The sequence below is a fragment of the Streptomyces sp. NPDC054883 genome, from assembly GCF_053610645.1.
The window spans coordinates 28,176-41,692 of the sequence record NZ_JBSGYT010000063.1 but is presented as its reverse complement, the minus strand read 5'-3'; the positions used below and the strand labels follow the sequence as shown (position 1 = coordinate 41,692).

At 72.9% G+C, this 13,517-nt stretch carries 16 protein-coding genes; 12 read left to right on the top strand and 4 right to left on the bottom strand.

The window, feature by feature from the left end; translation table 11 throughout:
* Positions 1-76 precede the first annotated feature (76 nt).
* Positions 77-898, top strand: a complete 822-nt coding sequence (locus ACWGH1_RS32050; RefSeq protein ID WP_453353832.1) for a YceI family protein — start codon at positions 77-79, stop codon at positions 896-898.
* Positions 899-976: 78 nt separating this feature from the next.
* Here the strand turns inward: ACWGH1_RS32050 and ACWGH1_RS32045 are convergent, their stop codons facing one another.
* Complete coding sequence (locus ACWGH1_RS32045) at positions 977-2,878, bottom strand: ATP-binding cassette domain-containing protein (protein ID WP_453353833.1); 1,902 nt, start codon at positions 2,876-2,878, stop codon at positions 977-979.
* 367 nt (positions 2,879-3,245) lie between these two features.
* On the opposite strand from ACWGH1_RS32045, the gene ACWGH1_RS32040 reads away from it, so the two are divergent.
* The gene (locus ACWGH1_RS32040; RefSeq protein ID WP_453353834.1) at positions 3,246-4,436 is read left to right on the top strand and encodes a DUF5954 family protein; all 1,191 of its coding nucleotides are present in this window, start codon (positions 3,246-3,248) and stop codon (positions 4,434-4,436) included.
* Here ACWGH1_RS32040 and ACWGH1_RS32035 read toward each other — a convergent pair.
* Positions 4,346-5,149 (bottom strand): AraC family transcriptional regulator, encoded by an 804-nt coding sequence (locus ACWGH1_RS32035; protein ID WP_453353835.1) that lies wholly within the window; start codon positions 5,147-5,149, stop codon positions 4,346-4,348. The two genes, ACWGH1_RS32040 and ACWGH1_RS32035, sit on opposite strands and share 91 nt — an antisense overlap.
* Before the next feature lie 49 nt (positions 5,150-5,198).
* Between ACWGH1_RS32035 and ACWGH1_RS32030 the strand changes: the two genes are divergently transcribed.
* The 4 genes from ACWGH1_RS32030 to ACWGH1_RS32015 all read left to right on the top strand — a co-directional run bounded on the left by ACWGH1_RS32030 (position 5,199) and on the right by ACWGH1_RS32015 (position 7,059).
* Positions 5,199-5,651 (top strand): DUF2000 family protein, encoded by a 453-nt coding sequence (locus ACWGH1_RS32030; RefSeq protein WP_453353836.1) that lies wholly within the window; start codon positions 5,199-5,201, stop codon positions 5,649-5,651.
* A gap of 65 nt (positions 5,652-5,716) precedes the next feature.
* Positions 5,717-5,920, top strand: a complete 204-nt coding sequence (locus ACWGH1_RS32025; RefSeq protein WP_453353837.1) for a helix-turn-helix domain-containing protein — start codon at positions 5,717-5,719, stop codon at positions 5,918-5,920.
* 7 nt (positions 5,921-5,927) lie between these two features.
* Positions 5,928-6,401, top strand: a complete 474-nt coding sequence (locus tag ACWGH1_RS32020) for a Clp protease N-terminal domain-containing protein (protein ID WP_453353838.1) — start codon at positions 5,928-5,930, stop codon at positions 6,399-6,401.
* Positions 6,402-6,684: 283 nt separating this feature from the next.
* Entirely contained in the window at positions 6,685-7,059 is a 375-nt protein-coding gene (locus ACWGH1_RS32015) for a VOC family protein (RefSeq protein ID WP_453353839.1), read from the top strand.
* A 117-nt stretch (positions 7,060-7,176) separates the two neighbouring features.
* On the opposite strand, the gene ACWGH1_RS32010 is transcribed toward ACWGH1_RS32015, so the two are convergent.
* The gene (locus ACWGH1_RS32010; protein WP_453353840.1) at positions 7,177-7,680 is read right to left on the bottom strand and encodes a VOC family protein; all 504 of its coding nucleotides are present in this window, start codon (positions 7,678-7,680) and stop codon (positions 7,177-7,179) included.
* Between the two features lie 176 nt (positions 7,681-7,856).
* Here ACWGH1_RS32010 and ACWGH1_RS32005 point away from each other — a divergent pair, with 176 nt between their 5' ends.
* The 3 genes from ACWGH1_RS32005 to ACWGH1_RS31995 all read left to right on the top strand — a co-directional run bounded on the left by ACWGH1_RS32005 (position 7,857) and on the right by ACWGH1_RS31995 (position 10,373).
* The gene (locus tag ACWGH1_RS32005) at positions 7,857-8,570 is read left to right on the top strand and encodes a hypothetical protein (protein ID WP_453353841.1); all 714 of its coding nucleotides are present in this window, start codon (positions 7,857-7,859) and stop codon (positions 8,568-8,570) included.
* Between the two features lie 274 nt (positions 8,571-8,844).
* On the top strand, positions 8,845-9,327 hold the full coding sequence (locus ACWGH1_RS32000; protein ID WP_453353842.1) for a lamin tail domain-containing protein: 483 nt from the start codon (positions 8,845-8,847) through the stop codon (positions 9,325-9,327).
* A 110-nt stretch (positions 9,328-9,437) separates the two neighbouring features.
* Positions 9,438-10,373, top strand: coding sequence for a D-alanyl-D-alanine carboxypeptidase family protein (locus ACWGH1_RS31995; protein ID WP_453353843.1), 936 nt, complete (start codon positions 9,438-9,440; stop codon positions 10,371-10,373).
* Between the two features lie 75 nt (positions 10,374-10,448).
* On the opposite strand, the gene ACWGH1_RS31990 is transcribed toward ACWGH1_RS31995, so the two are convergent.
* The gene (locus ACWGH1_RS31990) at positions 10,449-10,721 is read right to left on the bottom strand and encodes a hypothetical protein (protein WP_453409235.1); all 273 of its coding nucleotides are present in this window, start codon (positions 10,719-10,721) and stop codon (positions 10,449-10,451) included.
* 329 nt (positions 10,722-11,050) lie between these two features.
* Between ACWGH1_RS31990 and ACWGH1_RS31985 the strand changes: the two genes are divergently transcribed.
* The 3 genes from ACWGH1_RS31985 to ACWGH1_RS31975 all read left to right on the top strand — a co-directional run bounded on the left by ACWGH1_RS31985 (position 11,051) and on the right by ACWGH1_RS31975 (position 13,385).
* Positions 11,051-11,629 carry an NADPH-dependent FMN reductase gene (locus tag ACWGH1_RS31985; RefSeq protein WP_453409234.1) on the top strand — a complete coding sequence of 193 codons (579 nt, stop codon included), beginning with the start codon at positions 11,051-11,053 and terminating at the stop codon, positions 11,627-11,629.
* Positions 11,629-12,240: a serine O-acetyltransferase EpsC gene (epsC, locus tag ACWGH1_RS31980; RefSeq protein ID WP_453355977.1), complete on the top strand. Its 612-nt coding sequence runs from the start codon at positions 11,629-11,631 to the stop codon at positions 12,238-12,240. Before ACWGH1_RS31985 ends, epsC begins: the two co-directional genes overlap by 1 nt.
* A 125-nt stretch (positions 12,241-12,365) precedes the next feature.
* On the top strand, positions 12,366-13,385 hold the full coding sequence (locus ACWGH1_RS31975; RefSeq protein ID WP_453355976.1) for a PLP-dependent cysteine synthase family protein: 1,020 nt from the start codon (positions 12,366-12,368) through the stop codon (positions 13,383-13,385).
* Positions 13,386-13,517 lie beyond the last annotated feature (132 nt).

Here is a 13,517-nt window from a genome sequence, read left to right as displayed (position 1 = left end):
GGGCGCCCCGGAGCGGGGCGCCCCACGGGCCGGTCCTCTTTCAGCTGACTCGAAGCTTTCGCAGGGAGAAAACGGGATGGGACTCACCGCACGGATCCGCACGCGCGACGGATGGGCCGTGTCGCACGCGGTCGTCACGGTGACGGACATGACGGGCACGCAGGTCGTACGCGCGGAGGCCGACGGCGAGGGCGCCGTGCGCGACGCGACCGCGCTCGCCCCGGGGGCGTACACGGTCATAGTCACCGCGGTCGGATACGCGCCCACCGCGTCGAGCACCATCGTCACGGCGAGCGGGCGGGCCGAGGTCGGCAGCGTGGTCCTGGCCCGCCAGGGCGGCGCCGAACTGCCGCCGCCCGGGCCGTGGACGATCGACCCGGCGCACTCGTCGGTGGCCGCCGTCGCCCAGCACCTGGGGATCTCCAGCGTGCACGGCCGGTTCACCGGGTTCGCCGGCCGGATCGAGATCGCCGCGCGGGAGGTGGCCGCGTCGCGGGTGGAAGCGGTGATCGAGGCGGCGTCCATCGACACGGGCAACGGCATGCGCGACGGGCACCTCAAGTCGCCGGACTTCCTGGACGTGGCGGCGTACCCGCGGATCACCTACCGCTCGACGGGCCTGACCCCGGCCGGCCCCGACCGCTGGACGGTGCACGGCGACCTGACGCTGCGCGGCGTCGTACGCCCCGTAGACCTGGACCTGGCCTACCTGGGTACCGGCGCCGACCCCTGGGGCGGCACGCGCGCCGCGTTCCGCGCCACCGCCGAACTCCACCGCGAGGACTTCGCGATGAACTACAACCAGGTCGTCCAGGCGGGGATCGCCGCCATCGGCGCGACGCTGAGGGTGGAGCTGGACATCCAGGCCGTCCAGGGGGACGCGCTGCCACAGGCGTAGGCCCGGTCCCTCGGCGCGGCTGACCGGGGACCGGGCCGCCTGGCCGCCCTGCGCGGCCGTTCGGTCGCGCGGGGCGGGCTACCGGTCCATGGAGAGCCGGACGAGTTCGGCGAAGGTCCCGCCCGCCACCCCGGCCAGTTCGTCGTACGTGCCGTGCTCGACGATCCGGCCGCCGTCGAGGACGATGACGCGGTCCGCGAGGCGGCAGTTCTCCATGCGGTGCGTCACGATCACCGTGATCCGGTCGTCCTTCATCTCCCGCAGGCCGGAGAAGACCATGTGCTCGCCGCGCGGGTCCATCGCGGAGGTCGGTTCGTCCATCACGAGGAGCGCCGGGCGGCGGTGGAAGGCCCGGCCGCAGGCGAGGCGCTGCCACTGGCAGCCGGAGGGTTCGTGGCCGCCCCACAGCGATCGGGCCAGCAGCGTGTCCAGTCCGTCGGGGAACTCCTCGACCGCCCGTTTCATCCCGACGGCTTCCAGCGCCTCCCAGACGGCTTCCTCCCCGCGCACGTCGGGCCGGCCGAGGGTGATGTTCTCCCGGGCGGAGAAGGGCCAGTGCCCGTAGGACTGGGTGACGAGCCCGACGTGGTCCCAGGCGGAACGCTGGTCGGCCGCGGAGGTCGGCACGCCGTCCCAGGCCACGGTGCCGGCCGTGGGTGTCGTCAGCGCGGTGAGCAGGCGGATGAAGGTGGACTTGCCGGCGCCGTTCTCGCCGACGAGGGCGATGACCTCGCCGCGGCTCAGGGTGACGTCGACCGGCCCGAGCGCGGGGGTGTCCTTGCCGGGGTACGTGTAGGTGGCGGCCTCCAGCCGGATCTTCTCGGGGGCGGTCATCGCGTGCGGCCCGCGGGGCGCGGAGCGCTCGGCGGCCTGGCTGACGAAGGCGGCGTAGTCCCCGAGGTAGAGGGCGTGCTGAAACATCGCCGCCCCGTACACCACGAGCGACGACAGGGCGGCGGTGGAGGTCCGCATGGCGACGACGGCGGTGCCGGCGGCGCCGATGGCCATGTACCCGCCGATGACGAGCGCCCCCAGGGACACCCAGGTCAGGAGGACGAACAGGCCGGACGCGGCGGCCGCGACGAGGTGGACGGCAAGGTAGCGCGGTGCGGAGCCGACCATCTTGGAGTCGATGCGGGCGCAGACGGCGGCGTACCAGTGGTGCGCGTACGGCCTCATGTCGTTGCCGCGCAGCTCGTCCGCGAGCTTGGGCGTGGTGAGGTGCCAGCGCATCATGTGGCGGATGTTGCGGGAGGCGATCGTCTGGTTGTGCAGGGTGTAGTCGAGGCGGGCCGCATAGACCGACCCCAGTCCCCGGGGGATCACGGACAGCAGCAGGAGCGGCAGCAGTACGGGGTGGACCACGGACAGGACGGACGCGACGGCGACCATGTCGATCAGGCCTCCGGTGAAGCCGAGCGCATCCTGGAGCAGCATGGCGGAGCGGGCGGATCCGGTCTCTGCGGCCTCGGAGCGCTCGGTGAAGTCGGGTGCGTCGTAGGCGGCGAGTTCGACGTCCATGTGGGCGTCGACCATGGCGAGGTCGGCGATGGTCGACATGCCGGGGGTGAGCCGGCGGGCGGCGCTGCCGGAGGCGATGGAGGCCAGGGCCCCGAGAGCGGTCATGGTCGCGGCGAGCAGCAGGGCCCAGGCGGCGGCCGCGATCCGCTGTTCGACGGTGCCGTCGGCGAAGAGCGGGCCCATGGCCCTGGACACCGCGGCGAGGGCGGCGGCGGTGCAGATCCCGCCGAGGACCTGGGCCGAGACGAGCCAGACGAACGCCGCGGGGTTCACCGCCCAGGCCAGCCGGGCGGTCTGCGCGAGGGCGGACGGTACGCGCCGGGCCATCTGCCCGAGCGAGAGCCGCTCCATGGTCTTGCTGTGCCGGCCCCAGGTGTACTTGAACTCGGGCGGCTCGGGTGGGATGGGCGTGGCGCGTGGGGCGGCGGTTTCCGGCTTTCCGGTCTGCTGCTGGGACATGGCGCTGCTCCTTCGACTCGACGTGGAGAGGAGCCAGTTGCCCGGCCGGACGCCGCTGGGGAGGCGATCAGGGGGTCCGGGGAACTGGAGTGAGTGAGTACACAGCAGTGCCGGGGACGGAGCAGCGGGATCTGGCCGACCTGCCGCCACGGTCCGCCGACCGTTGCGGTCGGGCCCGCCACCGCGTCCCCGCCGGGGCACGGCGGGCAGGATGGCCGGAACCGGCCGCTGAGCTGCCCGGCAGCTCGAAACGCCCTTGCGCGGGTGTCCGCGCGCCCCACGGGAGCTTTCGGCCCGGTGGCGTCCCATTCACGTACGGGTGGGGAAATCGGCGAATCGGCGGTGGCGCCGCGCCGTGGTCGCGAGGATGGGGGCATGCATCGGTAGTGCGGGGCCGGGCGGTTCGCGGCCGGTGGTGGTGCGGGTGCCGGTGGAGCCGGTCGAGGCGGCGATGGAAGCCGACGCCGTCGACGCCGTTTCGCGCGCGGGCGGGGTGGTGGTGCGCGGGCCCCTGTTCGGAGTGGCGACGCAGGACGCCGGGGAGGGGCAGCGCTGGCGGTTGGTCGTCGCGGTGACGAACGGCTGCCCGCAACTGGCGCGCGGCTCCCTGAACTCGCAGCTGTGGTTCCGGGCGGAGGACCATGCGAAGGACCGGGCGGAGCGGCGCGCACTGCTGGCGGCGGTCGCCCGGCTGGAGAGCGAGCGGGTGGACGGTCTCGGCGTCGCCGGGGCCCGTTACCGGGTCGTGCGCGCGGAGGAGTACGGGGGATCGGGCCCGGGCGGGATGGAAGGGCCGCGCCCGACCGGCCCGGAGCCCCCCGTCCCCGACTGGGACCGCACCGTCAAGGGCCCTGCGGTCGACGACGGCCTGGTCCTGGATCCGGACGCGCCGGTCACGCCGGCCCGGGCCGTGGAGCGGCTGGCGCTGCGCGGGCTTCGCTACACCGGTGAGCGGTTCCCCGAGGACGTGCGCGCGGACTCGCTGCGGGCGCTGGACACCCGCCCGGACGCGCTGCTGCTCCCGGCGACGTTCGAAGTGGTGGAGCGGACCGCGAACGGCTGGAAGGCGGTCAGCGGCCCGCACGCGACGGCGCACGAGGCCCGCCAGTCCCTGGACTTCGCCCTGACGTGGGCATGGCCCCGGATGCACGGACTCATCCCTCGATACCGACCCGACCGCCGACGCCCACACCTTCCCGGCGGACCGCGATGCGGCGACTTCCGCCGGGGCGGCGGAACTTGCGGAGTACGCCGACGCCGCCACCGCCCTGCGGGCCGGGCGCGTCAACCGGCTGGAGTTCCAGGACGGCGTCTACCAGATCGTCCCGCCGTCTCCTGCGCCGGGGCCCCGACGGACCGGAGGGCCCGCGCCCGTCCGACGTCAACAGCCAGGACCCGGTCCGGATCCACCTCGGGCTCGACGAGGACGGCAACGTCCTGCCCGCCGGCCGAACCGCGCCTTGCCCACTACGGCGGCGGACCGGTGGGCCGGGCGTACCGGCCGGGGGTGGTGCCCACGACGCGCTTGAAGTGCCGGGTCAGGTGCGACTGGTCGTAGAAGCCGGCGGCGGCCGCCACTTCGCCCGGCGGTTGCCCGTCGAGCAGCAGCCGGCGGGCCAGGTCCACCCGGCGGGACGTCACGTACTGGTGCGGTGCGATGCCGAACGCACTGCTGAAGGCCCGTACGAGGTGGGTCGGGTGGGCGTGCAGGAGGCGGGCGGCCTCGTCCAGCGTGAGGGGCTCGAGGAGCCGTGCGTCCAGGAGGTCGCGCAGGGTCCGGGCAACGCCGTGGTCCGGCCGCGCGCCGCGCCGGGACCCGGGGCGCAGGTGCGCGCGCAGCCGTTCGCCGATGAGGGCCAGCCGGCTTTCCGCCTCGAACCCGTCGCCGGGGTGCGCGAGCGCCGTGTGCAGCTGTCCGACGCGGCGGCGCAGGAGGGGGTCGGCGAGGTCCGGTCCGTCCACCGCGGGGCCGATGAAGCTCGCGTCGAGGTGGGTCATGTCGAGGTAGAGCACCCGCTTGCGGAACCCGTCCGTGGTGGCGGGCGAGCCGTTGTGCGCGACCTGGGGCGGGAGCAGGCTGACGGTGTCGCCCGGGGTGGCGCGCTCGTGGCGGCCCAGGTCGTAGCGGACCGCGCCGTCGTCGACGATCAGCAGGGTCCAGGCGTCGTGGACGTGCATGGGGTAGGCGTGCTCGGTGAAGCGGGCGTGGAACACCTCCACGACACCCGCCACCGACGGCCGCCAGGCCGAGGTCTCCTGCCGGGGCGTCATGCCAGGAACGTACAAGACGCGGAGGGTGTGCGCCGCGCAGTCTCGAAGCATGAGAATCACGAACGAGACCGACGGCGACGCGAAGGCGCCCGTCCGCTTCGACACCAAGATCGCCGTGGTGCTGCGGGACGACCTCGAGACCTGGCAGCGCTTGAACGTGACCGCGTTCCTGGTCAGCGGGCTCGGCACGGCCGCGCCCGAGGTGATCGGCGAGCCGTACGCGGACGCCGACGGCGCCGGCTACCTGCCGATGTTCCGCCAGCCCGTGCTGGTCTTCGAGGCGGCGAAGGAGCACCTGACGGCAGCGCACGGCCGTGCGCTGCACCGTGCGCTGCCGACCGCCGTGTTCACCTCCGACCTCTTCGGGACGGGCAACGACCGCGACAACCGGGCGGCCGTGCGGGCGGTGGGCACGGACCACCTCGACCTGGTGGGGATGGCCGTGTACGGGCCGCGGAACGCTGTGGACAAGGTCCTCAAGGGCGCGCGCATGCACCCCTGAGCCGGCACTCCAAACCTGTCAGGCTGGGTTGACAGAGGTGACGCTGTCAGCCCAGACTGACATGTATGGAAACCGGAGATCTGGCGGAACGTCTCAGGTCGCACGACCCCGCCGTGGGACTACGGGCGGTCGGCGCCCTGCACCGGCTGGCCGAACAGGTCGAAGCGGCGGCGGTGGCGCGCGCCCGGGACCAGGGGTGGTCCTGGGAGCAGATCGGGGACGCCCTCGGCGTGTCCCGGCAGTCCGCACACGCCAAACACGGGAAGTGAGACGACAGTGTTCGAGAAGTTCACCGCGGGCGCCCGCGCGGCCGTCACCTGTGCACTGGAAGAAGCCCGGCTGCGCGGCGACCGCCGCATCGGGACCGAGCACCTCCTCCTGGGAGTCCTCCACGAGCCGGGCTCGGCCGCGTCCAGGTGCCTGGGGGTCGGCCTCGACGAGGCGCGCACCGCCCTGGCGGACCTGGACCGGTCGGCGCTGGCCGTCATCGGGATCGACGTCCGGGGCGTCGAGCGGCCGCCCGTCCCCGCTTCGCGCAAGCGCACGCCCTTCACCTCCGGCGCCCGCTCGGTCCTGCCGCGCGCGCTCGTGGAGTTGCAGAAGGGCAGCGGCCGGCGCCTCGGGCCGGAGCACCTGCTGCTCGCGATCCTCGACTGCGGGCGGCCGGACCCCGCGGCGGAGCTCATGGAGCGGCTGGGCGTCGACCGTACGGCAGTCCGCGACCGGCTCCGGGAGCCGGACGCGGCCTGAGGCGCGGACCCCGGAGCTGAGCCGGGGGCAGCCGACCGGCCGCGACGCGTCGGGACCGGTCGGCGGGAGCCGCAAATCCCCGCTTGTCGTGCCCGGTTGATTCACCTAGGGTGACCGACGTGAACACCGGACCGGCGCTACGCCACACACGGACGGGCTACCCGGTGGAGGGCTGACCCCTCCGTGGGTGCGACACAGGCACCCCCACAGTTCGGCACGCGGACCACCCGGCGCATCTGCACCACGCGTCCGTATCTCCGCCGAACACACCGAGGTCTACCGCATGACTGTCTCGTTCAACCACACCATCATCGCCGCCAAGGACCGCCACGAGTCGGCCCGCTTCTTCCGCGAGTTGCTGGAACTGCCGGAAGCGCCGTCCTGGGGCCCGTTCACCAACATCCGGCTCCCCGACGGCGTGCTGCTCCAGTTCGCAGAGCCGCCGGTGGACATCCAGATGCAGCACTACGCGTTCCTGATCGACGACGAGCTGTTCGACCGGTCGTACCGGTGGCTCCGTGACCACGGCATCGAGCACTGGGCCGATCCCCAGATGCGCCGCGCGGGCGAGACCAACACCGAACACGGGGGCCGCGGGGTGTACTTCAAGGACCCCGCCGGGCACGCGATCGAGCTGATCACCCGCCCCTACCTGTAGTGATGACGGGCAGGCGGGGTCCGGTCGCGCGTCCACGTGGCTCCGCGCGACGGTGAGCGGCCGACGGGTGACCGGTCTCCGCGGGTGCGGGGACCGGTCACCGTGCGTGCGGGGCCGTCATGCGGTGGCGGCCAGGCGGTGCCTCAGTTCCTCTTCGGAGACGTCTTCCAGGTGGGTCAGGAACACCCAGATGTGGCCCGAGGGGTCTCTCAGGATGACGGTGCGGTCGCCGTGGAACATGTCCCGCGGCGGCTGGAGGATTTCGGCTCCGGCGGCCCGCGCACGCTCCGCGAGACCGTCGACGTCCGGTACGAAGACGTGCAGCGTGACCGACGTCCCTCCGCCGAGGGCCGTCGGCGCCGCGAAGGAGGCCGCTTCCGCCTCCTCCACACTGGCGTCGCCCAGCATGAGGGCGGACCGTCCGATCGTGATCTCGGCGTGCAGGATCCCGCCCCCGGGAGCGTCGATCCGGAAATCCTCACGTGCCCCGAAGGCCCGCCGGTAGAAGTCGATCGCCGCCGCGGCGTCGTCGACCATGATGTGCGGGATCACGGCGTGGCGGTAGCGGTCGGGGATGACGGCGTGGGCCGTACCGTCGGCGTGGTCCGTGCGCTCGGTCATGGTGAACCTCCTCCTCGGGCCGCCGGACGGTTCCCGCGGCCCGGGAACGAACCTAGAAGCTCAAGTCCGGTTGAGGTCAACCGGTTGCCGGGGGCGCGGCCGGCAGCCGGGCTCGGGCGTTCCGGCGGATCGTGTGATCATGGCCCGTCGGCACACCCGCGCCTCATGGGGGGACCATGCGCACCCGGACCATCACCGTCACCGCCGCGAAGGGCCTCGGCGCAGCGCTCGCGGCCCTGCTCCTGCTGGCCGGCTGCACCGCACCGGGCGGGCGGGACCACGGGGGCGCCGGCCCCGCGCCCGGGCAGAGCGGCGGGCCCGCGTCCGAGGGGTACCAGGGGCCCCGGCCGCAGGACCAGAACCTGCTGGCCTGGACCGGCGACCCCAATGACGCGGGGCACGTCACCGCCCAGTCGGCCGCCGGGGTCGGCGGCCGGGTCACCCTCGTACGCATCGTCCTGCGCGAGCAGATCACCTGGTCCGACATCTGGCTGGGCCTGGCCGGTCTCGACCCCAACGCGCAGTTGGCCGACTGCCACCTCGGCGTGTACGACGGCGCGGGCACCCTGCGCGCCGCCACCGCGGACATCTCGCCGCAGCTCATGAGCGAGGCGATCGCCAAGCCGCTGCACCTCGGCAAGCCGTTCACCGCCGCCCCCGGGACCTACTTCATCGCCCTGCTGCTCAACGGCAACTGGGCCACCAACGCCCTCACCTTGAAGTCCACGGGAGCCGGGATCTCGGTCAACGCCGGTCTCGCGCCGCCGAAGCTCCGGTACAGCACCGTCCTGACCGGGCAGACCTCGCTGCCCGCCACCGTGAACCTCGCCGAACAGTCCACCAGCACCATCAACACCGGCTGGGGCAGCCAGTGGTACGGGGTCTCCTGACACGCGACGCGCAGGGCGCGCGGGTACCCCAACGGCTTGCGTACATACGTGCGAAGAACCGGCCGAACCCGCTGCCACCTGCTCTTTGACGGCGCCCCTTTGGCAAAGGGACGGTTTCCGACATGTCTGCATTAAGCAACACGGGGCGATTTCGCCGTGTTCGGCAGCTGATGTGGGCCAAAGTATGGCTTCTCGGCCATATGCCGAGAACCGCTCGGTGCCCGCCCGTATGTCCGAACCCCGGGGCGGGCCAACGTTGGAAGGGGCCATTGTCATGTCTGCTTCTCTCACTCCCCGCCGTTTCGTCGCCGCGTTCCTGGCCGCCGGCGCCCTGGTCGGCGCCGCCGCCCTGCCGGCCACCGCCGCCGACCACGGCAACGACCGCCGCGCGCACTCCTCGGTCGTCATCGGCTCCGTCCAGCACGAGGGCCGCGGCCGCAACGACCGCTCCAACCACGCGCTGAACCGCGAATGGGTCGAGGTGAAGAACACCGGCCGGCACGGGGTCGACCTGCGCGGATACACCCTCACCGACCAGCAGGGCAACCGCTACCGCTTCGCGGGCCTGCGCCTCGCGGGCGGCCACAGCGTCAAGGTCCACACCGGTCAGGGCCGGAACACGCACAGCGACGTCTACCAGAACCGCCGCCAGCAGATCTGGGACGCGCGCGACACCGCGACCCTGCGCGACGACCGTGGCCGCGTCATCGACACCGAGTCCTGGGGCGGCCGCCAGGGCCGCGGTCACCACAGCTGACCGATCGCCCTACCCGCGTTCTCGGCGCGGCGGCTAGGATCCCGCACGGGCGGAGACACCTCGGTGTTTCCGCCCTTCCGGATTTCCAGCCACAGGGGGGGCTCGACTTGATATCGACTTTGCTGCGCCGCGGGCGGGGCGCGCTCGCCCTCACCATCGCCACCGGCGCTCTGCTCACCGTCTCCGCGCCGGCCCAGGCGGCCGCCGCGCCACCGGTGAGCGCCGCCGGCGCGTTCCTGATGGACGCCGGCACCGGGGCGACGCTCAGCTCCAAGGCCGCCGACACCAAGCGGCAGATGGCGAGCACCACCAAGATCATGACCGCTGTGGTGGTCACCAGCTCGCCGAACGTGGACCTCAACAAGAAGGTCACCGTCAAGCAGGAGTACCTGGACTACGTGGTCCGGGAGGGCGCGAGCTCGGCCCACCTCAAGGCGGGCGCCATGCCGACGGTCCGCCAGCTCCTGTACGCGCTGATGCTGCCCTCGGGCTGTGACGCGGCGTACGCGCTCGCCGACGCCTTCGGCACCGGGACGACCAGCCAGGCCCGTACGGCGGACTTCATCGCGAAGATGAACGCCAAGGCGAAGTCCCTGGGCATGGCCAACACCGTGTACGACTCCTTCGACGGCATCTCGCCGACGGGCAACAACCTCACCACCCCGCGCGACCTCGCGAAGCTCACCAAGTACTCGATGGGCGGCAGCACTTTCCGGACGCTGGTGAAGACCACCTCGATCAGCACCGGTGCCACCTCCACCGACGCGACGTGGTCGAACAGCAACCTGCTGATCCGGTCCCGGCCGACCGGCTACGCCTACCCCGGCGCGATCGGCGTCAAGACCGGCACCGGCACTGCGGCGGGCAAGTGCCTCGTCTTCTCCGTGACCCGGAACGGCAAGACGGTCATCGGCGTGCTGCTGAACGACGAGGAGCGGTACCCGGACTCGATGGCGCTCTCCGACTGGGCCCTCGGGCCGGCCGCTGGTTCGAAGACCGCGCTCCAGCGGAGCAACACCGAGCCGGTGCCGGACGTCCTCGACTGACGTGGGATGAGGCGGTGATGTGAGGACGTGAGGCGGATACCCCCGGTATCCGCCTCACGTGCGAGGGAGGTGGTTTCAGTGGTCGTCGAGGCGGGCGCTGATCAGGTAATGGGCCTCCTCCGACAGCCGCGTGCGCCGCGCCCGTCGGTCCTCTCGCGCCTCGCCGCCCAGCGCGCCGCGCAACGCCAGTTCGGTGCGCAGCACCGTCGCGCGCGGTACGGGGACGCGCTGGCCGGGCCTCTCCGTGAACGGCTGTAGTTCCACCGCCGCCGCTTGCGCCTCGTCCGAGCCGCTGCGCCGCAGGGACAGGAACGCGCGGGCGAGCCAATCGGCGGGAATCGTCACCATGGAATCGGTCATGCCCCTGCAACGACCGAAACCCCGCGCAGGTCAGGCCCCTTCGACCGGTTGACGGCGGCGGTCCACCCGGCCGGACCGGAAGTGCACGCACACTCCTGGGGTTCTCCGCCGCGGCGCGAGTCCCGATCGAGGCTGCCAACAGTCCGGGCTGGGACCGTGTCGAAGACGACGTGGGCCGGAGCCGCCCGGCCCGGACACTTCGGTGTCCGGGCCGGTGCGCTCCCCGGGTCCGCGGGTTCGGCCTGACCGTCAAGGCCGCGACAAGAGGGGTCCGGGAAGCGCAGGCGGACGATCCGGACCGAGGAGAGGGGTTTGATGTGGCGAAGATCGTTCTGGTATCCGGCAGCACGCGCCGGGACTCGCTGAACACGGCTGTACTGGCGACCGTGCGCCACATCCTGGCGGAGCTGCCCGGGGACCACGAGACGGTGCTGCTTCCCGTTTCCGAGCTGCCGTTCTACGAGGCCGGGCTGGAGCGTGCCGACGGATCGGCCGCGGTGCGCGCGGCCAAGGAACTGGTCGCCGGTGCGGACGCGCTGTTCATCAGCACCCCCTCCTACAACGGCGAGATGCCCGGCGCGCTCAAGAACGCCCTGGACTGGCTGTCCCGGCCGGGCGGCCGGAGCCCGCTGACCGGCAAGGTGACGGGCGTGGCCAGCGCCTCCCCCGGAGCGCGCGGCGGGCTCGACGCCCAGCCCGGCCTGGTCGGGGTGCTCGGCCGGTGCGGTGCGCGGGTGGTGGAGCACGAGCCGGTCGCCATCGGCGGCGCGGCCGCGCTCGCCGCGGACGGCGGCCGCTACACGGACCCGGAGGTCGTGGCCCGGCTGGAGAGCCTGACCCGCGCCGTCCTCACCGAGCTCAGCCGCATCGGTGAGCGCGCCGAGGTGCTCGTCTGATGGCGGCCGACCGGCCCGGCCTGCTGCGGATCATGAAGGAAGACCTGGACGTGGTGGTGGCCCGCGACCCCTCCGTGCGGAGCCGCCGGGAAGCCCTGCTGCACGCCGCGCTGCCCGCCCTGTGGGCGCACCGCGTCGCGCACCGGCTGCACCGGCGCGGACTGAGGTTCATCGCGCGGGCCATCGCCTGGTACGCCCGCCGCGGCACCGCCGTGGAGATCCACCCGGGTGCGGTGCTCGGCCGGCGGGTGTTCATCGACCACGGTGCGGCCGTCGTGATCGGCGAGACCGCGGTGGTCGGGGACGACGTGACCATCTACCACCAGGTGACGCTCGGCGCGGTGGGCTGGTGGAGCGACAACAACCGGGCCGCGGGCGAACGCCGCCATCCGGTGGTGGGCCACGACGTCGTACTCGGCACGAACGCGACCGTACTGGGGCCCGTCACCATCGGCGAGCACGCCGTCATCGGCGCCCAGGCCCTGGTCAACAAGGACGTGCCGCCGGGTGCACGGGTACTCGCCGCCACTGCCGTGATCAAGGCGGTCGGCGAGGCTCCGCAGCCCATGGAGGACCTGTACGCCGTCACGGCGTCGGCCGGCTCCTGGTAGGCCCCGCTCCCCGTCCCGCGGCCCCGGTCCCCCGGCGGAATCCCCCCGCGAGGACCCCGCGGCGTACGGCACCCCGTACGCCCGACCGACACACCGCCCCACCGAACGACTTGTGAGGAACAGACGTGGAAAGCCGCCAGAAGCGCAACATAGCCGACAGCATCGAGGAGTTGGTCGGCTCGACCCCACTGATCCGACTGCGCTTCGACGACACCGCCCCGGGCACCGAGGTCCTGGCGAAGCTGGAGTCGGCCAATCCGATGGGCAGCAGCAAGGACCGGGCCGCCCTGTACATGCTGCGCGCCGCGGAGCTGCGCGGTGACCTCAGGCCCGGCAGCGGCACCGTCATCGAGGCGACGTCCGGCAACACGGGCATCTCGCTGGCCGCGCTCTGCGCCGCCCGCGGCTACCGCTGCGTGATCGTGCTGCCCGACAGCGCCACCGCCGAGCGGGTCTCGCTGCTCAAGGCGCTGGGCGCGGAGGTCGTGCAGACCCCGCGCGAGAGCGGGTACTCCGGGGCGATCGCCAAGGCGGCGGAACTGCACGCGGCGACGCCCGGGTCCTGGTTCCCCTGCCAGCACGAGAACCCCGACAACGTACGGGCCCACTACGAGACCACCGGCCCGGAGATCTGGGCCGACACGGCCGGGCGCGTCGACGTCCTGGTCTGCGGCGTCGGTACCGGCGGCACCCTCAGCGGCATCGCGCAGTACCTGAAGGAGCAGAACCCGGAGGTACGCGTCGTCGCGGTCGAGCCCGAGAACTCGCCCGTGCTGTCCCAGGGCGTCGGCGGGCAGCACCGGATTCCCGGGCTGAACGGCGGCTTCATCGCCCCCACCACCGACGTCGGCCTGATCGACAGCGTGGTGACGGTGTCCGACGAGGACGCCATGCGCGCGGCCCGCGCCCTCGCCCGCCGCCAGGGCGTCTTCGCCGGGGTCTCCTCCGGCGCCGTCGCCCACGCCTGTGCCCAGCTGGCCGGACACCCGGACTACATCGGCGCGACGATCGTCACGGTCCTCCCCGACACGGGCGAGCGCTACCTCAGCCTGTGGAACGAGAACGACGCCCCGGCCGCCCGCACCGTCGAACAGCCCGTCGCCCGGCCCGCAGAGCAGGCCGGGGCCCTGACGGCCAAGCCCTGAGCCCACCGCCGCCACGCCGTCCGATGCCCGACTCCCCCACTCCGCAAAGGAATCCGACATGCCGGTGAACACCGTCGACCGGTGGCAGGGCACCGCACGTGCCCCGCGCGCCGAGCTCGTCCGCGCAACTAC

Bases quoted from the DNA above. Each gene is read 5' to 3' on its own strand.
- ACWGH1_RS32015 (WP_453353839.1), top strand. From the start codon at position 6,685: ATGACTGTCTCGTTCAACCACACCATCATCGCCGCCAAGGACCGCCAC.
- ACWGH1_RS32045 (WP_453353833.1), bottom strand. From the start codon at position 2,878: ATGTCCCAGCAGCAGACCGGAAAGCCGGAAACCGCCGCCCCACGCGCC.
- ACWGH1_RS32040 (WP_453353834.1), top strand. From the start codon at position 3,246: ATGGGGGCATGCATCGGTAGTGCGGGGCCGGGCGGTTCGCGGCCGGTG.
- ACWGH1_RS31990 (WP_453409235.1), bottom strand. From the start codon at position 10,721: ATGGTGACGATTCCCGCCGATTGGCTCGCCCGCGCGTTCCTGTCCCTG.
- ACWGH1_RS32030 (WP_453353836.1), top strand. From the start codon at position 5,199: ATGAGAATCACGAACGAGACCGACGGCGACGCGAAGGCGCCCGTCCGC.
- ACWGH1_RS32010 (WP_453353840.1), bottom strand. From the start codon at position 7,680: ATGACCGAGCGCACGGACCACGCCGACGGTACGGCCCACGCCGTCATC.
- ACWGH1_RS32005 (WP_453353841.1), top strand. From the start codon at position 7,857: ATGCGCACCCGGACCATCACCGTCACCGCCGCGAAGGGCCTCGGCGCA.
- ACWGH1_RS32035 (WP_453353835.1), bottom strand. From the start codon at position 5,149: ATGACGCCCCGGCAGGAGACCTCGGCCTGGCGGCCGTCGGTGGCGGGT.
- ACWGH1_RS32025 (WP_453353837.1), top strand. From the start codon at position 5,717: ATGGAAACCGGAGATCTGGCGGAACGTCTCAGGTCGCACGACCCCGCC.
- ACWGH1_RS32050 (WP_453353832.1), top strand. From the start codon at position 77: ATGGGACTCACCGCACGGATCCGCACGCGCGACGGATGGGCCGTGTCG.
- ACWGH1_RS32000 (WP_453353842.1), top strand. From the start codon at position 8,845: ATGTCTGCTTCTCTCACTCCCCGCCGTTTCGTCGCCGCGTTCCTGGCC.
- epsC (WP_453355977.1), top strand. From the start codon at position 11,629: ATGGCGGCCGACCGGCCCGGCCTGCTGCGGATCATGAAGGAAGACCTG.